The following is a 20,339-nucleotide window of genomic DNA, read 5'->3' on the forward strand; positions in this document are numbered from 1 at the left end:
ACTTTTGCAAGGAGCAAAATTATTTTTTAAGCTCTTTAATGCGAGCAGCTTTACCGCGTCTATCGCGTAGATAAAATAACTTAGCGCGGCGCACGCGACCTTGTCTTAGAACGGTTATGCTCTCTAGACTTTCGCTATAGATAGGGAAAATTCTCTCTACGCCTACGCTGTTTGCGCCGATCTTTCTAATAATAAACGTTTCGCCTGTTCCGCTACCGCGTCTTGCTATACAGATACCTTCGAAATTTTGAATTCTAGTTTTATCGCCTTCTTTAATGCGGATAGCTATACGTAAAGTATCTCCAGCGCGAAAATCAGGCACAGACTTTTGAGCTATTTGAGTTTGTTCAAATGCCTCTATATACTTGTTTCTCATATTTTTTCCTTAGTCGGCGGCTCAAATTTTCGGTATAAATCCGGACGAAAAAACCTAGTTTTTAAGAACGCCATATTATTTTTCAAAGCTCTGATTTTAGCATGGTCTCCCTTTAAAAACGCTGAAACCACTCCAGAACCTTTGTAATCACTGGGTTTCGTAAAAGAGGGGGCTTCTAGCAAATTGCCTTCAAAACTCTCAACTTCAAGGCTTTGATTATTCCCTAAAACGCCGTCGATATTGCGAGAAATCGCATCGGTAATGCAAAGCGCGCCCAGTTCCCCTCCGGTCATCACAAAATCGCCTATGCAAAAAATCTCGTCCGCGTATTTTTCTATTGTGCGCTCGTCTATACCTTCATATCTACCGCAAACTAGGCAGATGTGTTCTTTTTTAGCTAGGCGCCTAGCATCGTTTTGAGTAAAATTTTTCCCGGCAGGCGCCAGGAAAATAGTATGGATTCTTGGCTCATTTTTTAATAAAAAATTTAAAGTATCATTAAGAGGTTGGCACGTCATGAGTAATCCTGCGCCGCCTCCAACCATATAATCATCTACCTTTTTATGCTTATCGGCGCTAAAATCTCGAGGATTTAAAAAATTAATCAAGATAAGACTTTCCTTTACGGCACGACCTAAAATACTATCTTGAAAATATGGTCGTACAAGGCTTTCAAAAAGCGTAACAAAGGTAAATTTCATCAGGAATTTTCTAAAATTAAGATAGCATTTTTGGTATAGATTTTTTTATTTTCCGCATCGACTTTTTCTATATAAACATCAATATACGGAATATAAAAACTTTTTTCTAACCCTTTGGCAATCAAATTTTCATCGGTTTTTACTAGAAATAGATGATTTGTCCCGACCGCATCTATATCTTCTACCTCGCCCAGCCTTTGGTTGTTCTCGTAAATTTCACAACCGATGACATCAAAATAGAAAAATTCGCCTTTTTTTAGTTTGCAGTTTTTTCTAGTTTCTTCTTCTGTAGAATAGATTATTTTATTTGTAAGAGTTTTTGCACTATCTATGTTTTCAAAACCGTAAAAAGAGATCGTATCATTCGTACGATTGTAGCTTTTTACGACAAGTTCCTTTCCGTCTTTATCGTAAAACATAGCATTTTTTTTAAACTGGTTAGGAAAGTCACCTTTATTATGAAGCTTGACAAATCCCTTTAATCCTACTGTTTTGCCAAGCAGTGCAACTTCTACAAATTCATTCAAGGTGTTTTACCGTAACTCGGTATGAAGTAGTATCTTTAGCTTTATAGCCGACAATAACGGTTTTTATCGCATTTATTGTTCTACCGTCTTTACCAATTAGTTTACCGGTATCAACCTTGTCGGCATATATTACTAGTTCGGTAAAATCATCGTCAAGCTTAACTCGTTCAAGTTTCACTTTTTCCGGGAAATCGGCAATGAGTTTAGCGTATTCAAGTAAAAAATTTTCTACCATTTTTTAATTATTTGCTAGTTATTTTTGCAACCCTGTCGCTAAGTTTCGCACCGACGCCTTTCCAATAAGCCAAGCGCTCAGCGTCAAATTTTACCACCTCAGGCTCAATCATAGGATTGTAGTAGCCGATCGACTCTATCCAGCCGCCGTCCCTTCTTTTTCTGCTATCCGTTACGACTATACGATAAAAAGGTTTTTTCTTGCGTCCCATTCTCGTTAGTCTTACTACTGTTGCCATTATATTTCTCCTTTTGTTTTTTAAATAGGCTTAAATTTAGTCACGCTCGTAACTAAATTTAAGCCCTTTAATTAGGGCGTGAGTTTTTAGCCTGGTTTAGTAAATTTCCAAGCCCTTTTAAACCTTCTTTGCCAGAAAATCTCTTTGCTATTTTCGATGCGCTTTCAAACTGCTTCAAAAAGCGATTTACCTCTACTTGAGATAGTCCAGAACCGGCAGCCAAACGTCTTTTTCGGCTATTGTTTAGCAAATCAGGATTTTCGCGCTCTTTTTGCGTCATCGAATTTATCATAGCCTTGATATGTAAAATTTCCTTCGAGTTATCAAGGTCTATATCTTTTATCTGATTTGCCACGCTTGATAGGCCGGGTATCATACCGATTAAGCTTTTCATATTTCCGAGCTTTTTGACGCTTTCCATTTGCGATAAAAAGTCGTTAAAGTTAAACTGCCCTTTTTTAATCTTTTTATTTATTCTTTTTGCTTCTTGCTCGTCTATCACGGCGCTAGTTTTTTCAACCAACGTCGCCAAGTCGCCTTCGCCCATTATGCGGCTTACGATACGCTCGGGGATAAAGCTCTCCATATCGCCGACTTTTTCGCCTATACCTACGAATCTAAGCGGTATATTTAGTTGTTTGGCTATGCCGATAGCTACGCCGCCTTTGCTGTCCGAGTCAAATTTGCTTAGCACCACGCCGCTTATTTTTAGCGCGTCGTTAAACGTACTTGCTGTTTTTACGCCGTCTTGTCCGCTCATAGCGTCGGCTACATAAAAAATTTCATGCGGCTGGAGCTCTGATTTGATATCTTTTATCTGCTTCATCAAAGCTTCATCTATCGCTAGACGTCCCGCCGTATCGACTAAAAGTACGTCGTAAAGCCCGCTTTTTGCTTTAGCTAGTGCTTGTTTGGCTACGTTTAGCGGATTGGTTTCGTTTTCTATGCTAAAAAGCTCTATCTCGTTTGCGTCGCAAAGCTGGCGAAGCTGCTCGACGGCCGCCAAACGCTGCAAATCGCACGCCGCGACTAAAACTTTTTTCTTTCTAAGCTTTAGATAATTTGCTAGCTTTATCGTCGTAGTAGTTTTTCCGCTACCTTGCAAGCCCGCCATCAGCACGATCGTAGGAGCTACTGGCGCAAATACAAAGCCCTGGTTGCCCGGCGCGGTTAAAACCTTCGTTAAATTTGATTTGATAGCGTCTAAAAATTGCTTTTGGCCTATCCCGCTTTGCTTTAGATCGGCCTCTATGAGAGCTAGCAATTCTTTGGTAACTTTGTGATGAACGTCGGCTTTTAGTAGTGCTTTTTTAAGCACGTCAAGCGCGTTATTTAGCGCTTTTTCATCGTCTACGAAACGAATTTTACTAACGGCTAAACGAAACGACTCGCTGATTTGCTCAAACACATTCTACCTTTTATTTACATTTATAGCTAAAGCGCGTATTTTATTAAATTTAAGCTTTATCGCTCTTTAAATCTCAAAATTTCTTGAAATTTCAAAACCGAGCCTGTTAAAATCACTGCTCAAATTTGACCTAAATTTATATCCCAAAAGCTCGATTTTGTAAGCATGCAGATACATTCTTGCGGATTTATTTTTAGCGTATTTTTCATCGCCGACGATCCCGTATCCCGCGTGATTTAGGTGCACTCGGATTTGGTGCGTTCTGCCGGTTTTTATCTCGACTTTTACGAGGCTTTTTTTGCCTGCGACCATAACCGGCGTCACGTGCGAAAACGCCTCTTTGCCGTTTGGCGATATCTTAGAAAACGCTCCGCCCTTATTTTTTAGCGTGATTATAGGTTCGTTTACGCTAAATTCCTCGCTCACGATACCTTTTACCGCCGCGACGTACTCTTTTTTTACGCGGCAGTTTTTAAACTCCTCGATCGCTTTTTTTTGAAAATCCTCGTTTTTCACGAGCAAAAGCACGCCGCTAGTTTCCTTATCGAGTCTGTGAAGCAAAGGAAATTTATAAGTTTCACTCACTTTTTCCGACGTTAAAAACGCCGGTTTATCAACCGCGATCAAATTTTCATCCTCAAAAATCACGCTTGGGCGCGGTAGCTTTTGCACGCTAAATTTAGTCGCCGCGCTCATCATTGCGCGCGCCACGGCGATCCTCTGTCCTTTTGCGCTAACTAGGCCTGCATCGATCAGCTCCTTTGCCTCGTTGTTTGAGATGCCTTCCTGGATCGCCAGTAGTTTATAGGCTTTTTCTTCTTTCATAAATTTTCCTCGATATCTTTTAAAATCTCGCTCGCATCGCCCTTGGCGACTATTTTTGCTTTTGGTAAATTTTGCTTTAAAAGCGAACTTATCTCGTCCGCTTTTGCAAATTTTATGCCGTCAACCGCGCTATACAAGGCTTTTTGGTTAAAAATAAACTCTCCGCTTATCACCGCGTTTTCAAACTGCGCCGCCTCGATCGGATTGTGTCCGCCGACGTTTGGCACGAAGCTACCGCCGAGCACGACGACGTCGCTAAATTTATAAATATTTACCAGCTCGCCCATCGCATCGACCAGCACGCACTGCGCGTCAAAGTTTTTCGTTTCGCTAAATTTAGAAAAACTAAGTCCGTTTTTTACGGCAAATTTAGCCAAAATCTCGCCCGCTTCGCCAAATCTCTCCGGATGGCGCGGCACGAGTATCAGTTTGTCGTTTGCACTCAAATTTAACTCGCGCAAAATCAGCTCCTCTTCACCTGCATGAGTGCTAGCTAGCACGATCGCGCGCTCTTTTGGTTTGGCGTAAATTTTACTCGGACTTGGCAAAAAGGCTGATTTTATATTGCCGCTAACGACGATATTTTTAGCGCCTAGTCGCTGTAGGCGCTGTTTATCCAGATCGCTTTGGGTGTAAATTTTATCTATAAATTTAAACAAATACCTATAAAAAAAGCCAAATTTTAGATAGCTTTTGTAGCTCCTATCAGAAATCCTAGCGTTTATCAAAATAACGCGAGAGCCTTTAAATTTAGCCCAAAAAACAAGCCCTAGCCAAAGCTCGGCCTCAAAAATAACCGTTATTTTAGCAGGCTTTAGCCAAAACGGTAAAAATATCTCAAACGGCAAAAAGCCCGTATTTTGCGTGATTTTTTTCGCCTCGTCAAATCCCGTTTTGGTTACGACCGAGACTGCGGCCGCGTCTTTAAATCTACTAACTAGCGGCGCGATAGAACGCACCTCGCCGAAACTGCACGCGTGAAAATGCACGCGCGAGGCGTCAAATTTAGGATTTTTAAACAAAAAAAATCTAGCGGGGATCGAGGCTCTGTACTTTTTCTTAAAAGCTAAAATCGCAAGCGGTAAAGCCCCCAAGGCAAACGCCGCGAGGACTAAAACGTAATAAATTATTATCAAATTTAAAGGCTAGTTCGCCGCTTCTTTGTATAAAATTCGGCCGCAGTGAGGGCAGGTCACGATGTCTTCGCCCTTGATGACGGCAGAATAAGTCTTGTCGTTTATCTGCATAAAGCAGCCGTAGCAGGCCTGCTTTTTGACCGGCACGACGGCGGTATTGTGCGCCCATTTGCGGATTTTCTCGTAAAAGGTCAAGATTTTTTGATTCATCTCGCCGACTAGCTTATTTTTCTTAGCGTATATTTCATCTCTTTGCTGCTCGATAGCGCCGACCTCGGCCGAGATTTCACTCTCGATTTTGGTCAAATTTTCGCCAAGCTCCGCAGCCTTCGCCTCAAGCTCGCTTTTAAGCGCATTTTTGCTGTCTATGATTTTTTCCAGTCTTTCAACCTCTTCGTTTGCGGCCTCTAGCTGTTCTTTTGCTAGCTCGTCTTCTAGCTGAAGCGCTTTTATCTCTTTTTCTGTTTTTGCTGCGCCGCTTTTTTTGGCGACGTCTTTTATTTTCGCGCTAAATTCGGCTATGTGCGCATTGGTTTGAGATTTTTGATTTTTTAGCTCGGTCACGCTCGTAGCCGCTTCCTCGATCTGCGCTAAAATTGCCGCCTGCTCGTCCTTGGTCGCTCTTAAAACGCTTTGAACCTTCTCGAGGCGCGGGGTAAAATCGTCGATATCTTTGTCGATCGTCGAGAGCTCGACTAGCTGTTCTAAATATTTATTCATCTTTTTCCTTTAACTGTATGAAAACGGGTTTTTTGAGTTGGATATTATAGTAGGAATCGGCAAAATTTGCAAATATTTTGCAAGCGACTCCCCAAAATACCGCTCGCTCTCGAAGTGCCCGATGTCTAGCATAGTAAGATTATTTTGCGCGGCGCTCATGGCTTGGTGATACTTCAGATCTCCGGTTAAAAACACGTCCGCTTTAACGCTATCAATCAAATCTCCGCCGCTTCCCGTACAAAACGCAAGGCGCTTTACCTGCGCATTGGGGTCAAATTTTCGCCCTTTGCAAACCATTAAATGGCTCAAATTTAGCTTTGTTTTTACTCTCTCGCAAAGCTCGTCAAAGCTCAAATTTACGTCCGCATAAAGCAAAAATCCGTCGCGCTCCTTTGGCGTAAATCCCAAAATTTCGCTTAGCACGTATTCGTTTAGGTGGCTTAGATCATAGTTCGTGTGCATAGCGATCAGGCTTAAATTTTTAGCCACCATCTTTACGATTAGGCTGCTTGGGTATTTGTCCAAATTTAGCGATTTTAGCCCTTTAAAAATGAGCGGATGATGTGTGATGATGAGCGAGTTTGGCTGCACTTCGTCCAAAAGCTCGTCGTCGACGTCAAGGCTAAGGTAAACGCACTCCGCGCTCGCCTCAAACGAGCCCACGAGCAATCCGCTATTATCCCACTCCTCTTGACTCGCAAACGGACTAATCTCGTCTAAAATTTTATAAATTTCGCCGATTTTCATCAAATTTTATTCGCCCTTCGCGTCGTTCGCGGCATCAATGCTGGCCTTGTACGTTAGCGCGCACTCTTTGGCTAGTTCGCGGATTTTTAGGATGTAGTCTTGCCTTTGCGTTACGCTGATCGCTCCGCGCGCGTCAAGGACGTTAAACGTATGCGCCGCTAGCATGCAATAATCATACGCAGGCAGCGAAATTTTAGCCTCCAAGCAGCGTTTACACTCGCCGAAAGCGTTTTCAAACTGGCGAAACAGCATATTAACGTCGGCGATTTCAAAGTTATATTTGCTCCACTCAAATTCGCCCTGCTTATGCACGTCGGCGTAGGTCACGATATTGCCGCCCCTATCGTCCCAAACGATATCGTAGACGCTATTTACGTCCTGTAGATACATCGCAAGGCGCTCGAGGCCGTAAGTGATCTCAGCCGAAACCAGCTCGCACGCGATGCCGCCGACTTGCTGAAAATACGTAAACTGCGTCACCTCCATACCGTCTAGCCAGACCTCCCAGCCTAGCCCCCAAGCACCTAGCGTCGGGCTCTCCCAGTTATCCTCGACGAAGCGGATGTCGTGATTTTTCAAATTTAAACCGAGCTTTTCAAGGCTTTTTAGATAAAGCTCTTGTATATTTTCCGGGCTTGGTTTAATGAGCACTTGAAACTGATAATATGCTCCAAGGCGGTTTGGGTTTTCGCCGTATCTGCCATCAGTCGGGCGACGAGAAGGGGCAACATACGCCGTCGCCCACGGCTTTGGCCCGAGACTCCTTAAAAAAGTCGCCTGATGATAGGTGCCCGCGCCCGCAGGCATATCGTATGGCTGCAGTATCACGCAACCCTGCTCGCGCCAGTAGTTTTGTAACGTCAAAATAATCTCTGAAAACGTCATTTTTTACCTTTTATTTTATTGATATGTAAATTTCTATTTTTTCGTTTAAATATTTCTCAAAATCCGTTTCGTAGGCTCTTTTTAGCTCAGAGTTTTCAAAATATTTCCAAATTTCTCCCCAAAATTTCGCTACGTTTTGCGGCTCGCTCGGAAAGCTGAAAACAGCGTATTTGCCGCTTTTTATCTCTAAAATTCCGCCGCCTGAGCAAAGCGACTTCGTGCCGATAAATAAATCATAAAATCCGTTTACGTCGCTTTCGTAGTTGCAGTAAACGCCGTAAATTTCGCTTTTGCCGTCATAAACTTCTTTCATAAATTTCGCCCACAATGCCGGGATTTTACCGTCGCCGTTTATCTCGTCGGCATTTTTGGTACGAGTTTTTAGTCCGTAAATTTTAAAACCCTCTACTGATAAAATTTCCATAATCATTCCTTGTCGCCTTTAAAATTTTCAACCGCTTTGTTCCACATGAGTTTGTATTTTCGCTTTAAAAACTCGACTTCATCTTGCGAATTTTTTAGCTGCTTCGTGAGCGTCTCGACCGTTTTTCTATCCTCGTCGTAGAGCTCTTGCATCGAGATTAGCGCCTCTTTTAAAAACTTATTTTCGTTGCGCAGGGTCTCTAGCGTTTCGTCTTTAGCATCAAGCACCTTTTCGTGCAAATTTAATATCGTGCCGATCGTCTTTTCCACGAAGCTAAAGCCGTCGGCACCGATCTGCGGCGCAGGAACGGCCACGACGCTAGGCACCACGCTCATCGTGCCTTGGCTAGCCTCTATGAGGATCTCGCCGCCTTCTTCTTTTGTATTTAGCACGCCGCGGTTTATCATCCCCTCGATTACCTCGCGCTCTAGGTGCACGAGCTTGCAAAATTCGTCTATGCTCAAGTATGTCTGCATATTTGCTCCTTTAGGCGAGTAAAACTTCCACCTTCGCCGAGTCTTCCTCTACTTGCTTAGCTTTCGCCGCTCGGTCGGCTTTTAGCATTTCGTCTAGATTTTGGTCGTTTAGAGCCAAAATTTGCAGCGCCAGATATGCCGCGTTTACCGCACCCGCCTTGCCGATAGCGACTGTGCCCACGGGCATGCCGCCGGGCATCTGCACGGTGGAGTAGAGCGCATCCACGCCGCTAAGCGCGGAGCCTGCCATCGGTATGCCGATCACGGGACGAGTGGTGTTTGCTGCGATAGCGCCCGCTAGATGCGCCGCCATGCCGGCTGCTGCGATAAATACCTGTGCGCCCTTTTCCTCGGCCGCAGCGACGTACTCGCTCGTTCGCTTCGGACTTCTGTGCGCCGAGCTGATGATTAGCTCGTAAGGGACGTTAAATTTTTCAAGCACCTTTGCCGCTTCGCTAACTACGTCGTAGTCGCTCTTGCTTCCCATTATAATTGAAACGAATTTCATTTTATTTCCTCTCTTAAAAAGCTAAATTTAGGCAACCTCGCGCCCAAATTTACTTCGTTTTCGTTGCCGCTGTGGATCTCGGCGATCTCTTTGCCTTTTTTGGTTACGAGCTTTTTAAATTTGATAAATTTCTTGCCGCCACGAGCGAAAATTTGAGATATTTCGCTCTCGCACTCATCTATCTGCGAGCTCAGAGGCGCCACGATCTCATACTCGCTACCCGGGAAAATTTTATATTTGCATTTAAAAAACTCGCCGTCTAAAGTCATGGCGTTTACCTGATGAGTACCTTCTTCTAGGCTGCTGGCGTGATTTTGCGTATCAGCCTTTTCAAACGGACGATTTACCAAGTAGCCGTCGGTAAAGCCGCGATTTTTTAGCGTATTTAGTTCGCCGGCGTAAATTTGCGCGTCGAATTTGCCAGCTACCGCATCGTCGACGGCCATGCGGTAGGCTCTAGTCGCACAGGCGGCGTAGTATTCGCTTTTCGTGCGGCCTTCGATTTTTAGGCTACCCACTGCGCCGCTTTCGATGATATCTTTGATGTGCGCGGATAAATTTAAATCCTTCGAGTTCATCACGTGCGTACCGCCTTCTTCGTCCTCTTCTAGGCGAAACAGCGTCCCGCTCTCGGGATTTTTGGCGTAGAGTTCGTATTTAAACCTGCAGTCGTTGGCGCAGCTGCCGCGGTTTGATTGGCGGCCGCTTTGAACCGCGCTAACCAAACAGCGCCCCGAGTAAGCAAAGCACATCGAGCCGTGCACGAAAATTTCGATATCTAGCGTCGGGATTTGCTCTTTTATCTTCACGACGTCTTTTAGGCTCATTTCGCGCGCTACGACGATGCGTTTTGCACCCATTTCGTGGTAGATTTTAGCGTCAAGCGCATTCATGACGTTTGCCTGCGTCGAGAGGTGGATCTCGATGTCGGGCGCGATCTCTTTTGCCAGGCTCATGACGCCCGGAGTCGCGATGATAAAGGCATCTGGCTTCATTGCAGAAATCGTTTGCAAGTGGCGTTTTAGTGGCTCGATTTGCGAATTAAAAGGAAACGCGTTTACCGTCGCGTAAAATTTTTTACCCTTTGCGTGCGTGTATTCGATAGCTTCTTTAAAGCTTTCAAGGTTAAATTCGCGCGCCGAACGAGTGCGAAGCGAAAAGCTCGCCACCGATGCGTAAACCGCGTCCGCACCGTACTCTAGAGCTATTTTTAGCTTGGTTAAATTTCCTGCTGGGGATAAAAGCTCAGGCTTTAGCACTATTTTTTGCCCAAACTTTCTATCAGAGCCTCGATATCGTCGTTGCTGACGAGATTTTCGGTGTGCGTATCGCCGGCGATATGTACGGCCGAGGCCACGCGCTTCTCGTCGTCGATCTTGCCCTCAAACAGGCTGCTCATATACTTGCTAAGCGCGCGCATGACGTTAATTACGCGCTCGATTTTTTGGCGGTGGATGTCTTGATACTGCATCATATCCATCGCCATCATTATCTCGTCCTCGGCCATCCTGACGTTATCTAGAGTCGTTTCTGCAGAGCTTTTTAGGGCGTTATTTTTCTCTAGCGCATCGGCAAAAGTAGCGATATTCGGGAATTTTTCATGCAGTTTGGTAAAAATTTCGATATTAGCCTCTATACCGCTGATAATCTCGCTAAGCCCGCTTTCAGCGTCCATAGAGAAGTTATTGATCGCGTCAAGCTTGTCAAACATCTGCGTAGCTTTTTCTTCGCTATCTTTTGTGACGTCGTCTAGCTGATGAACCATCTTGTGATCATCCGTCGGTGGAGGCGGAGGCCACGGCATATTTGAGGATACTTTGTAGTCGCCAGAGTCGAATTTAACATCTTCGTCTTTGCTCTCTACCGAGGCTTCCTCGGCGGTTTCTAGGTTTAAATTTTCATCGTCGCTAGCTTGCGCGTCGTCGGTCTCGGCGGCAACGCCCTCTAAATCGCCCGCCATCAAGGCGTCAAGTTCTTCTTGCGTCATAAAAACTCCTATTTAAATTTAGGCTGATTATATAAAAAATTAACGAAATGTAAGTTTAAAAAGCGAATTTTATCCTTAAATTTATCAAATTTTAGGTAGCATCTCGGAAATAAAAGGACGAAAATGAAAGTCGATCTTCACAATCACACTCCGCTTTGCAAACACGCCGTAGACGAGCCTAGGCAGTATGTTTTAAGCGCGATAAAATCGGGTTGCGAGTATTTTGGATTTAGCGATCATGCGCCGATGAAATTTGACGAAGCGTACCGCATGGAGTTTTCGCAGATGGACGCTTACGAGAGCGAGATTTTGCGCCTTAGAGACGAATTTGACGGGCGGATAAAAATAATGCTCGGCTACGAGGTCGATTTTTTAGAGGGCTTTATGGACGAGCGGGTTTTATCGCGCGACGTAGATCATCTCATCGGTTCGGTGCATTTTTTGGGCGGCTGGGGCTTTGACAATCCCGAATTTATCGGCGAATACGAAAAACGCGACATAGATCAAATTTGGCGGGATTATTTTTACTGCGTAGAAAAGATGGCAAAGTCGGGTAAATTTGACATAGTCGGACATTTGGATTTGCTAAAGGTATTTAAATTTATGCCAAAAACCGACGTTAGACTCCTTGCTAAAGACGCGATTAACGCTATAAAAAAGGCAAATTTGACGGTGGAGATAAACGCGTCCGGTTTTAGAAAGCCGATAGGCGAGCAGTATCCAAGCGTAAATTTGCTAGAAATGATCGCCGAAAAAGACATACCGATCACCTTTGGCTCGGACGCGCACGCAAAAGACCAAGTCGGTCTAAACGGCGAAAAATGCGAACAAATCGCTAGAAATTTGGGCTTTAGCAAGTGTGCGGTATTTAAAAACCGCGATAGAGAATTTGTAAAATTTTAGATCGGGTAGAAAAAATTATTTAAATTAATCTTAAAAGCAATATTTTATGATACAATTACGAAATTAATAAACAGAGGAGCGGGAAATGGGAAAATTCGTAAAAAACGTCGATCATTTTTTTGATTTTTGCAAAGAGCACGAGGTTAAATTCGTAGATTTTAGATTTACCGATATGAACGGCGCTTGGCACAGCATCACGTATAACGTAAAAGCCGTCGAAAAGGCGCATTTCGAGCACGGAGTGCCGATGGACGCGAGCTCGCTGGGCGGCTGGCAGCCGATAGATAAAAGCGATATGATAATGCGTCCGGAGGCTACTAGCGCCTTTTTAGACCCTTTTACCGCCGACGTTACCGCAGTCGTTTTTTGCGATATTTACGACATTTACAAGGGGCAAATTTACGAAAAATGCCCGCGCTCGATAGCTAAAAAAGCGATGGCCTACGTAAAAGAAAGCGGCGTGGGCGACGCGGCGTATTTTGGGCCGGAGAACGAATTTTTTATATTTGATAACGTAAAAATCGTCGATAGCCCAAACTGCGCGATGTACGAAGTAGATACCGAAGAGGGCGAGTGGAACGACGCCAAGGACTTTACCGACGGCTACAACACAGGCCACAGACCGCGCCGAAAAGGCGGCTATCTGATGACGCAGCCGACCGATAGTATGGTCGATCTGCGCGCTGAAATGATGCAGGTTTTAGAGCAAGTAGGCCTTGAAGTCTTCGTCGGGCACCACGAAGTCGCGCAGGGTCAAGGCGAGATCGGCGTAAAATTCGGCACTCTCGTAGAGGCCGCCGATAACGTGCAAATTTATAAATACGTCGTCAAAATGGTCGCGCACCTAAACGGCAAAACCGCGACTTTTATGCCAAAGCCGCTCTACGGCGACAACGGCAGCGGCATGCACGTGCACCAGTCGGTATGGAAAGACGGTAAAAATTTATTCTACGGCGAGGGAAATTACGCGAATTTAAGCGATTTCGCGCGCTGGTACATCGGCGGAATCTTAAATCACGCAAGAAGCGTCGCGGCGTTTACAAACCCAAGCACAAACAGCTACAAGCGCCTAATCCCGGGCTTTGAAGCGCCGTCGATACTCACTTACTCAAGTCAAAATCGCTCGGCGTCGATCCGTATCCCTTACGGCTCGGGAGAAAAATCCGTGCGCGCCGAGATGAGATTTCCTGATAGCACGGCAAACCCGTATTTGGCGTTTGCTGCGATGCTGATGGCGGGGCTTGACGGCGTGAAGCATAAAATGGAGCCGGTAGGTCCGATGGATGAAAATTTATTTAAACTGCACCTGGACGAAATTCGCGAGCGCGGTATCGAGCAGCTACCGCATACGCTAAGGGGTAGCCTAGAAGCGTTAATCCGCGATAACGAATACCTGCGTCCGATAATGACCGAGACTTTTATCGACGATTATCAGCATTATAAATTTGAAACCCAAGTGTGGCCGTACGAGGCAAGACCTACGGCATACGAGTTTAAGACTTGTTTTTCTTGCTAAATCAAATTTAAACGTAAATATCGTCGCGAATTTTTAAATTTACGACGATATTTTAAAAACGACGGTGATTTTCTTGACAAATCAGCCTTTTTTATATATAATCACGTTTCGTTTTTTGAAAATTTGTCTTGTTAGCTCAGTCGGTAGAGCATTTCACTTTTAATGAAGGGGTCGCTGGTTCGAGTCCAGCACAGGACACCATTTTTACATAGACCCTTTCGTCTAGTGGCCCAGGACTCTACTCTCTCAGTGTAGCAACAGAGGTTCAAATCCTTTAAGGGTCGCCACGATTTAGTCTTTTTCGGTCGCTTAGCTCAGTTGGTAGAGCGCCACCCTTACAAGGTGGATGTCATAAGTTCGAGTCTTATAGCGACCACCATTTTAGGTGCAGCGGTAGTTCAGATGGTTAGAATGCCGCCCTGTCACGGCGGAGGTCGCGGGTTCGAGCCCCGTCCGCTGCGCCATTTGTCTTGTTAGCTCAGTCGGTAGAGCATTTCACTTTTAATGAAGGGGTCGCTGGTTCGAGTCCAGCACAGGACACCATTTTTACATAGACCCTTTCGTCTAGTGGCCCAGGACTCTACTCTCTCAGTGTAGCAACAGAGGTTCAAATCCTTTAAGGGTCGCCACGATTTAGTCTTTTTCGGTCGCTTAGCTCAGTTGGTAGAGCGCCACCCTTACAAGGTGGATGTCATAAGTTCGAGTCTTATAGCGACCACCATTTTAGGTGCAGCGGTAGTTCAGATGGTTAGAATGCCGCCCTGTCACGGCGGAGGTCGCGGGTTCGAGCCCCGTCCGCTGCGCCATTTGCCTCGTTAGCTCAGTTGGTAGAGCATATCACTCTTAATGATGGGGTCGTAGGTTCGAACCCTACACGGGGCACCATCCATACCATCAAAATAACCGCAAAAATGTTCTTAATATTTTTAGTTTAAGGTAACTTAAGCGAATTTCTCTTATCAATCTCGACAGTTTCTGACATAAGTTTTATTGCGTAGTTTTAGTGCTATATCTAAACTCCTTACGCTTGTAGCCGCGTCTTAAAAAGCTATAAACGCCGAGATGTAGAGCAGAACGCACTCTTTAAGATGAAGTAATATCTTAACTTCTCTGTGGTCGCCGCCGTCACTACGCCTAAAAATTCCCTTTAAATTTAGAAGTCCATGCTTAGCATATCCTCTTCTGCTCTACTTTACTATGCCAGTAGCCCTTTGGGGGCGGTAGCAAAGCAAGCCGCAGCTAAAAATTTCAATGCCGTTTTACGGTTTTGCCGTTAGCTTCTTGCAAAGTAGTAAGCATAGCGAAGTAAAGGCGATTTTTATCTACTCAAACCAGCATTTAGGCGAGCTAACGTACCGAAAATTTTGCCTAAAATCCGGTTAGACTTGCTATTTTAGTAGGCTCTATTTCCTTTGCTAAATACTTGAGAACTTCTCTAAATTTATTATCTAAAATTTGGGAACGTATATACTTATTTTTTATCTTCTCTGCGCCAGCCGCTTTAAGAGCTTCGTCAAAATCATACTTCTCGCATTTAACTTCACTTCATTTGCTGTCAATGGGATGCACTCGCTCTAAGAAAAACGTCTGCGAAAGTTTTTACCTTATCTTGAGCCTAAATTAAAACTCCAAGCGATAGAAAAGCTGCTATGACTCCGCTAGCGCGGGCAAATCGGCAAAAGGCATCAAAGAAGCAGACAGGTCTTGCAAGATACGCAAAAGCGGTTAGCGCCGCTACCGCTGATGCCCGTAAAATAGCCGGACAAAGGGCATCTTAAAGGATTTTGCCAAGATTGCGCAAGGAGGTCAAAAAATAAATATCACAGCAAATTTAAAATAAAACTTACGCAAAAAGCGTGATTATTGATTACGGATGGCTTGTCTAGCTAATATGCGCCCTATTTGCGAGATAAAGTCGGTCACGGCAAACAAACTTGCTCAAAGATACGCGCAAACGGCGCCAAAATTTTAGTTTTTGCCAAAAGCAGGCTGGATTAAACCGCGTAAAGTCAAATAGGCGGCATATAAAGAGCGTAAATTTGGGCAAGGAAGACTTCAAGAAGATGATATAATGCGCTCAAAAATCGCTAAAAGGTCGCAGTTATGGAGCCGAAAAATAAGGCTATAAGATTAAAAGCAAGATTAAGACTAGCCGCAAGGAAGCTTAAAACCGCCTTTTTCATTAGCTTGGGCGCTTACGCTTTGGTTGCTTTGAGCTTATTTGCCGTGCCCGAAAACATCTTGTCTGCTCACACGGTTTTTAGAGAATTTACGACGTTTATGGCGGATTTTTATCCTGCTATAAGCACGGCGCAGACTAAAACTGCCTTTGGCGATGTAGCGGCGTTTCATCTTAGCTATTTATGCTTTTTTATGCCCGTTTGTTTGCTGTTTGCGGGACTTTACGGCGTGGCAAAAGGAGCTACCGGCAGGCTTGAGGGAAGCAAAAGCAACGCCCAAGCACTTTCGCAAGGCATTATTTTATTTGCGCTTATCGTATGCTTTTTGGTATTTGGCGGACTTAATGATTTTTTCTCCGGCTATTGGATATGGCACACTTATCGGCCGACGTGGGAGTTTATAGCGCAGACGAGATTAGGTCTATTTTTACGTTATGAGATGATTGGCTTTGGTATTGCGAATTTTTGCGTGATGATATCGGCGTATCTTATTATGCAGATTTGTAGGCAGCTACGGGCGTTCATTTTGCTTAGGGCTCGCCAAACGGCCGCGTTTTTTAGGCGGATTTTATCGCGCTCATAGGCTAGGCGGTAAAGCTTGTTTGAAGCGAAGTTAAATTTGACCGTTTGATGCGAGAAACGCTAAATTGAAACGGTTAAATTCGTAAATTTAAGCCGTGCGGCGTATTTGCTTTAGTTTTATTCTGACAAAATTTGCTTTTAGTAGCGCTTCTTCCTTACCTGGCGAGTTTGCGAGCCGCTCTAGCGCCTCTTTGGCAAGTTTTTCCGGTTCGCTTAAATCATTTTTTGCGCTTAAATCATCTAGTAGCTTTGCGTTTGCTTTCGCCGCGCCTAGGCACAAAAAGTCAAAACATACGCAAAATACGAGCAAAATCTGTGCGCACGGGACGTAAATGCTAAAAATATCCCTTGAAATTATCGCCGTGATAAGCCCGCAAAGTAGTTCCAAAAGCGCCAAACGAAACGAAAAAACGTAAAAATATCGCTCCTCTAGCCTTGCAATCAGCGAAAATCCAAAAAGTAGCGCATCTAAAAGCAACCCGGAAGCCGGCCCGCCAAAAACATTTGCCCAGGCGCCCCAAGTAAAATCAAAAATAATATTTTGCGAAACCAGCACGATATAAAGCGATAAGATGAACGCGGGCGCGAACATGGCGAGGCTAAATTTAGGTTCTTGCAAACAAAGGCGCACGGCAAATTTGATAAAAGCGTAAAATTTCGCCAAAACGCCCAAAGCAAAGTAGCCTACAGCCGTCAAAAACAGCGCGCAAGTGCAGAAAAATACAACCGTAAAAGTCGTTTCGCCCAAATTTTTCCTTTTTTATATTGTTAATTAACGGATAAATTTTGCTGTTTGAGCCGTTAAATTTGGCTTAAATTTATCCGTAAACGACGGCTAAATTTAGATCGCGTCCGAGCCTGAAGTATCACCTACAGCGTTTGGCTTGCGACTTTTAGTAAATAAAAAATATCCGCATCGCCTACGCTTCCGCCGTCGTAAAAATCCAAAATTTCTTTTAACTGCCTCTTATGCGGATTTCAAGCTTGCTTTGGGTCAGATTTGTATCCGCAGTCCCGCAACCGTCGTCGGCGCCGTAGATTTTGGTATTTCTTTTTGTTTGCTTTATATTTATATTTTGCTTTTTGGTTGCGTTGCGGACGCAAATTTAAGCCGCCAATACTTGTTTTAGCTAAATTTCGCGCTTATGCTTAAAATCAGGCGAGGCGAGTGCGCTGGGGCTTGCAAGCTACCTCTACGCAAGCGTGAAATTTGTGGAGAAAAAATAGCGCGTAGGCTAAATTTACGAAAGAGCTTCGGCGAAATTAGCGCGCATTTTAGTCGGCGCTTTAAAACAGCGGCTTCGGGTCTAAGTTTTTAAAATTTATCTACGCGATTAGTTAAATTTTGCAGATAAAATTTAATCTCGCGACAAGCCCCGCCGTCCGTTTTATCAATTACCCACATCCGCGCTATCCGCCCAAAGCTCTTAAATTTGCCCCTCGTTGTTAGAGCGCTAAATTTTAAAATTTAGCAACCGGGCGTAAAAATTTAAGGCGTAGAATTTAAAGCGTAAGCCCCTAAATTTAACTACTTTATAAACCCGACCTGCGGTAAAATTTCAGCTAGCGCCGCATCTTTTTTCTCGTTAAATTTGACCTTGTTCTGCTCAAAAAGATTATTTCCGTGCGCGTCGATTGAGACGATGAGCGGGCCAATCTCCTTCACGCGGCACTTCCACAGCGTCTCGGGCATCCCAAGCTCCGTCCAGTCGGCACTCTCGATCTGCTCGACCTGCGTTGCGGCGACCACCGCGCAGCCCGCGGGAAATACGCAGTGTATCGCGCCAAACTCCTTGCAGCCGCTCATCGTGCCCTCGCCCATGCCGCCTTTGCCCACTATCAGGCGCACGCCCGTTTTAGCGATAAACTCGCGCTCGAATTTCTCCATCCTCATACTCGTAGTTGGCCCGACCGAGACCATCTCGAAGCTTTTATCGTCCGTTTTTCTGATGATGGGCCCCGCGTGCAGGATCGCGCCGCCCCTGATATCTAGCGGCAGCTCGCGGCCCTCCTCTACTACGCGTCTGTGCGGCACGTCGCGGCAGGTGACGATGTGTCCCGTGAGGTATATCACGTCGCCGATCTTGATATCTGCTAGATCCTCGGCCTTGATCGGTGTGGTTAAAATTTTCTTACTCATAGCGCGAACTCCTTGTGCGATTTTACGTCAAAGCTTAGCTGCTCGTCCCAGACGATATGGCCTTTGCGGTGCGACCAGCAGCCTACGTTTACGGCGACGGCGATGACGCTTGGGTGGCGGGCGCAGTTCTCGATATGCACGCCCATAACCGAGCTTGCGCCGCTCATGCCTTGCGGGCCCAGGCCGATTTTATTGATGCCATCTTCGAGTAGTTTTTCGGTTAGCGCGGCGCGGTCGTTTGGATTACGCGAACCTAGCGGTCTCATCAGCGCTTTTTTAGATAGCAGCGACGCCACGTCGATCGAGGTGCCGATGCCCACGCCCACTAGCAGCGGCGGACAGGCGTTTATGCCGTAGCTGGTCATTATGTCCATGACGAATTTCACGACCCCCTCGTAGCCCATGCCGGGCATCAGCACGGTCGCCTTGCCGGGCAGGCTACAGCCGCCGCCGGCCATATAGGTGTGTATCTCGCACTCGCTGCTACCCGGCACGATCTCCCAAAATACGCTCGGCGTGCCCTTGCCGACGTTTTTGCCGGTGTTGTACTCGTCGAAGGTCTCGACGCTGTTGTGACGCAGCGGAGCCTCGCGCGTCGCTCGCAGTACGGCCTCTCGCAGCAGCTCCTCAAGCTCGCCGATGAGCGGGAAATTCGCTCCGCAGCGCACGAAAAATTGGATCACGCCCGTATCCTGACAGGACGGACGGTCTAGCTGCTTAGCTAGGCGCTGATTTTCAAACATCGTTTTGTAGATTTCTCTCGCTAGCGGCTGCGTCTCGCGCTCGCTAAGCTCCCGCAGCTTCTCCGTCACGTCGTCAGGCAGCACCTTGCCCGTGTAGCCGACGAATTTCGCCATGACCTCGGTCATTTTTTGCACGGCTTTTTGTTTATCCATCGCTTCTCCTTTTTTCAAATTTGTCATACACGCCCGCCAAAATGCAGCCAGCTGCATAGCAGAGCAGGTCGGCAAAATCAAACGTCCCGCCGATCATTACTTTTAAAATTTTATTTTCTATGCCTAAAATTTGCACCGCGCCAAAATACTGCGCGAGCTCCAAAGCCGCCGCGAACGCAAAAATTTTAAGCGGCAAATTTGAGGGCGGCTTGCTAAATGCAGCCCGAGCCAACGCGTAAAGCAAGATAACGGCCAAAATGTCGCCCGCGTAGTGGCGCACGAAGCCGCCCTTTACGCAGATCGCGATGTAAATTTCTACCGCTAAAATCAGAGCTGCCGTGGCTAAAAACGTTAGCTTCGTCCGCGCGCTTTGCCTTGTTTGCGCCTTTTGCGCGAGCTTTTTCGCGCCCTCAGGCCTAGCCTTTTGTTCGTTTAAATTTTCCTCTCGCAACGCTTTCCTTTTAAATTTAGCCGTTAAATCTGACCAGCGCGGCGGCATAAATTTACAGATGATTTATCAGGCTCGCGTTATACGCGGCGCCGAAACCATTATCGATATTTACGACGCTCACGCCGTTTGCGCAGCTATTTAGCATCGCTAGCAGCGCCGCCAGCCCGCCAAAGCTCGCGCCGTATCCCACGCTGGTGGGCACCGCGATCACCGGCACGCTCACAAGACCCGCCAGCACGCTAGCTAGCGCGCCCTCCATGCCCGCTACCGCGATGGCGACCTTTGCGCCGCGTATCTGCTCTAAATTTGCGATCAGCCTATGCAGCCCGGCCACGCCCGCGTCGCTAAATTTACGCACGTCGTTGCCCAAAAATCTCGCCGTCTCGTACGCCTCCTCCACTACCGCGCCGTCGGCGGTGCCGGCAGATACTATCGCGATGTAGCTTTGCGTGAGCGCGGGCTCTTTAAATTTGACGCT

At 45.8% G+C, this 20,339-nt stretch carries 24 protein-coding genes, 9 tRNA genes and 1 pseudogene; 12 read left to right on the plus strand and 22 right to left on the minus strand.

Going from position 1 to position 20,339, the window contains the following annotated elements; translation table 11 throughout:
* Positions 1-19 precede the first annotated feature (19 nt).
* From rplS to Q0218_RS08190, 16 genes are all read right to left on the minus strand, one after another.
* A complete protein-coding gene (gene rplS / locus Q0218_RS08115; RefSeq protein ID WP_002951216.1) occupies positions 20-376 on the minus strand; it encodes a 50S ribosomal protein L19 in 357 nt (118 codons plus the stop codon).
* Positions 373-1,077: a tRNA (guanosine(37)-N1)-methyltransferase TrmD gene (trmD, locus tag Q0218_RS08120; protein WP_297968492.1), complete on the minus strand. Its 705-nt coding sequence runs from the start codon at positions 1,075-1,077 to the stop codon at positions 373-375. The genes rplS and trmD overlap by 4 nt, the downstream gene beginning before the upstream one ends.
* The gene (gene rimM, locus Q0218_RS08125) at positions 1,077-1,604 is read right to left on the minus strand and encodes a ribosome maturation factor RimM (RefSeq protein WP_297968495.1); all 528 of its coding nucleotides are present in this window, start codon (positions 1,602-1,604) and stop codon (positions 1,077-1,079) included. Before rimM ends, trmD begins: the two co-directional genes overlap by 1 nt.
* On the minus strand, positions 1,597-1,839 hold the full coding sequence (locus Q0218_RS08130) for a KH domain-containing protein (RefSeq protein WP_297968498.1): 243 nt from the start codon (positions 1,837-1,839) through the stop codon (positions 1,597-1,599). Before Q0218_RS08130 ends, rimM begins: the two co-directional genes overlap by 8 nt.
* 7 nt (positions 1,840-1,846) lie before the next feature.
* Positions 1,847-2,077, minus strand: a complete 231-nt coding sequence (gene rpsP, locus Q0218_RS08135; RefSeq protein WP_297968501.1) for a 30S ribosomal protein S16 — start codon at positions 2,075-2,077, stop codon at positions 1,847-1,849.
* 67 nt (positions 2,078-2,144) lie between these two features.
* The gene (gene ffh, locus Q0218_RS08140) at positions 2,145-3,485 is read right to left on the minus strand and encodes a signal recognition particle protein (RefSeq protein WP_297968504.1); all 1,341 of its coding nucleotides are present in this window, start codon (positions 3,483-3,485) and stop codon (positions 2,145-2,147) included.
* Positions 3,486-3,551: 66 nt separating this feature from the next.
* Positions 3,552-4,310, minus strand: coding sequence for an RluA family pseudouridine synthase (locus Q0218_RS08145; protein WP_297968507.1), 759 nt, complete (start codon positions 4,308-4,310; stop codon positions 3,552-3,554).
* Positions 4,307-5,446: a lipid IV(A) 3-deoxy-D-manno-octulosonic acid transferase gene (gene waaA / locus Q0218_RS08150; protein ID WP_297968510.1), complete on the minus strand. Its 1,140-nt coding sequence runs from the start codon at positions 5,444-5,446 to the stop codon at positions 4,307-4,309. Before waaA ends, Q0218_RS08145 begins: the two co-directional genes overlap by 4 nt.
* Positions 5,447-5,455: 9 nt before the next feature.
* Positions 5,456-6,166 carry a zinc ribbon domain-containing protein gene (locus Q0218_RS08155; protein WP_297968513.1) on the minus strand — a complete coding sequence of 237 codons (711 nt, stop codon included), beginning with the start codon at positions 6,164-6,166 and terminating at the stop codon, positions 5,456-5,458.
* A 9-nt stretch (positions 6,167-6,175) separates the two neighbouring features.
* On the minus strand, positions 6,176-6,913 hold the full coding sequence (locus Q0218_RS08160; RefSeq protein ID WP_297968516.1) for a Nif3-like dinuclear metal center hexameric protein: 738 nt from the start codon (positions 6,911-6,913) through the stop codon (positions 6,176-6,178).
* A gap of 6 nt (positions 6,914-6,919) precedes the next feature.
* Positions 6,920-7,798, minus strand: coding sequence for a glycine--tRNA ligase subunit alpha (glyQ, locus tag Q0218_RS08165; RefSeq protein ID WP_297968519.1), 879 nt, complete (start codon positions 7,796-7,798; stop codon positions 6,920-6,922).
* Between the two features lie 10 nt (positions 7,799-7,808).
* On the minus strand, positions 7,809-8,222 hold the full coding sequence (locus Q0218_RS08170) for an effector binding domain-containing protein (RefSeq protein ID WP_297968521.1): 414 nt from the start codon (positions 8,220-8,222) through the stop codon (positions 7,809-7,811).
* Positions 8,223-8,224: 2 nt separating this feature from the next.
* The gene (locus tag Q0218_RS08175; protein ID WP_002946292.1) at positions 8,225-8,698 is read right to left on the minus strand and encodes a DUF3972 domain-containing protein; all 474 of its coding nucleotides are present in this window, start codon (positions 8,696-8,698) and stop codon (positions 8,225-8,227) included.
* 10 nt (positions 8,699-8,708) lie between these two features.
* Positions 8,709-9,206, minus strand: coding sequence for a 5-(carboxyamino)imidazole ribonucleotide mutase (gene purE / locus Q0218_RS08180; RefSeq protein ID WP_122866867.1), 498 nt, complete (start codon positions 9,204-9,206; stop codon positions 8,709-8,711).
* Positions 9,203-10,465: a peptidase U32 family protein gene (locus tag Q0218_RS08185; RefSeq protein ID WP_297968528.1), complete on the minus strand. Its 1,263-nt coding sequence runs from the start codon at positions 10,463-10,465 to the stop codon at positions 9,203-9,205. Before Q0218_RS08185 ends, purE begins: the two co-directional genes overlap by 4 nt.
* Positions 10,465-11,193 carry a chemotaxis protein gene (locus Q0218_RS08190; protein ID WP_297968530.1) on the minus strand — a complete coding sequence of 243 codons (729 nt, stop codon included), beginning with the start codon at positions 11,191-11,193 and terminating at the stop codon, positions 10,465-10,467. Before Q0218_RS08190 ends, Q0218_RS08185 begins: the two co-directional genes overlap by 1 nt.
* A gap of 123 nt (positions 11,194-11,316) precedes the next feature.
* Between Q0218_RS08190 and Q0218_RS08195 the strand changes: the two genes are divergently transcribed.
* The 11 genes from Q0218_RS08195 to Q0218_RS08245 all read left to right on the plus strand — a co-directional run bounded on the left by Q0218_RS08195 (position 11,317) and on the right by Q0218_RS08245 (position 14,497).
* Entirely contained in the window at positions 11,317-12,096 is a 780-nt protein-coding gene (locus Q0218_RS08195) for a histidinol-phosphatase (RefSeq protein WP_297968533.1), read from the plus strand.
* Positions 12,097-12,181: 85 nt separating this feature from the next.
* Positions 12,182-13,612, plus strand: coding sequence for a type I glutamate--ammonia ligase (gene glnA / locus Q0218_RS08200; protein ID WP_297968536.1), 1,431 nt, complete (start codon positions 12,182-12,184; stop codon positions 13,610-13,612).
* A 125-nt stretch (positions 13,613-13,737) separates the two neighbouring features.
* Positions 13,738-13,813, plus strand: a tRNA-Lys gene (locus Q0218_RS08205).
* Positions 13,814-13,823: 10 nt separating this feature from the next.
* Positions 13,824-13,899: transfer RNA gene (locus Q0218_RS08210), tRNA-Glu, on the plus strand.
* Positions 13,900-13,915: 16 nt separating this feature from the next.
* Positions 13,916-13,991 (plus strand) — tRNA-Val (locus tag Q0218_RS08215).
* Positions 13,992-13,999: 8 nt separating this feature from the next.
* Positions 14,000-14,076: transfer RNA gene (locus Q0218_RS08220), tRNA-Asp, on the plus strand.
* Between the two features lie 3 nt (positions 14,077-14,079).
* Positions 14,080-14,155: transfer RNA gene (locus tag Q0218_RS08225), tRNA-Lys, on the plus strand.
* Between the two features lie 10 nt (positions 14,156-14,165).
* Positions 14,166-14,241, plus strand: a tRNA-Glu gene (locus Q0218_RS08230).
* A 16-nt stretch (positions 14,242-14,257) separates the two neighbouring features.
* Positions 14,258-14,333, plus strand: a tRNA-Val gene (locus Q0218_RS08235).
* An 8-nt stretch (positions 14,334-14,341) separates the two neighbouring features.
* Positions 14,342-14,418, plus strand: a tRNA-Asp gene (locus Q0218_RS08240).
* A gap of 3 nt (positions 14,419-14,421) precedes the next feature.
* Positions 14,422-14,497 (plus strand) — tRNA-Lys (locus Q0218_RS08245).
* A gap of 489 nt (positions 14,498-14,986) precedes the next feature.
* Here the strand turns inward: Q0218_RS08245 and Q0218_RS08250 are convergent.
* A pseudogene (locus Q0218_RS08250) lies at positions 14,987-15,094 on the minus strand (IS1595 family transposase); the annotation flags it as partial.
* A gap of 621 nt (positions 15,095-15,715) precedes the next feature.
* Between Q0218_RS08250 and Q0218_RS08255 the strand changes: the two are divergent.
* Positions 15,716-16,375 (plus strand): hypothetical protein, encoded by a 660-nt coding sequence (locus tag Q0218_RS08255; RefSeq protein WP_297968538.1) that lies wholly within the window; start codon positions 15,716-15,718, stop codon positions 16,373-16,375.
* Between the two features lie 87 nt (positions 16,376-16,462).
* Here Q0218_RS08255 and Q0218_RS08260 read toward each other — a convergent pair whose 3' ends face one another.
* The 5 genes from Q0218_RS08260 to larB form a co-directional block, all read right to left on the minus strand.
* Positions 16,463-17,122 carry a hypothetical protein gene (locus tag Q0218_RS08260; protein ID WP_297968540.1) on the minus strand — a complete coding sequence of 220 codons (660 nt, stop codon included), beginning with the start codon at positions 17,120-17,122 and terminating at the stop codon, positions 16,463-16,465.
* Positions 17,123-17,902: 780 nt separating this feature from the next.
* Complete coding sequence (ttdB, locus tag Q0218_RS08265; protein WP_297968543.1) at positions 17,903-18,514, minus strand: L(+)-tartrate dehydratase subunit beta; 612 nt, start codon at positions 18,512-18,514, stop codon at positions 17,903-17,905.
* Positions 18,511-19,410 (minus strand): L(+)-tartrate dehydratase subunit alpha, encoded by a 900-nt coding sequence (gene ttdA, locus Q0218_RS08270; protein ID WP_297968546.1) that lies wholly within the window; start codon positions 19,408-19,410, stop codon positions 18,511-18,513. Before ttdA ends, ttdB begins: the two co-directional genes overlap by 4 nt.
* Positions 19,403-19,861 carry a DUF2809 domain-containing protein gene (locus Q0218_RS08275; protein WP_297968549.1) on the minus strand — a complete coding sequence of 153 codons (459 nt, stop codon included), beginning with the start codon at positions 19,859-19,861 and terminating at the stop codon, positions 19,403-19,405. Before Q0218_RS08275 ends, ttdA begins: the two co-directional genes overlap by 8 nt.
* A 52-nt stretch (positions 19,862-19,913) precedes the next feature.
* A partial coding sequence (larB, locus tag Q0218_RS08280) for a nickel pincer cofactor biosynthesis protein LarB (RefSeq protein WP_297968552.1) occupies positions 19,914-20,339 on the minus strand: 426 nt, incomplete at its 5' end.

It is taken from the genome of uncultured Campylobacter sp., assembly GCF_938039245.1.
Classification (GTDB): domain Bacteria; phylum Campylobacterota; class Campylobacteria; order Campylobacterales; family Campylobacteraceae; genus Campylobacter_A.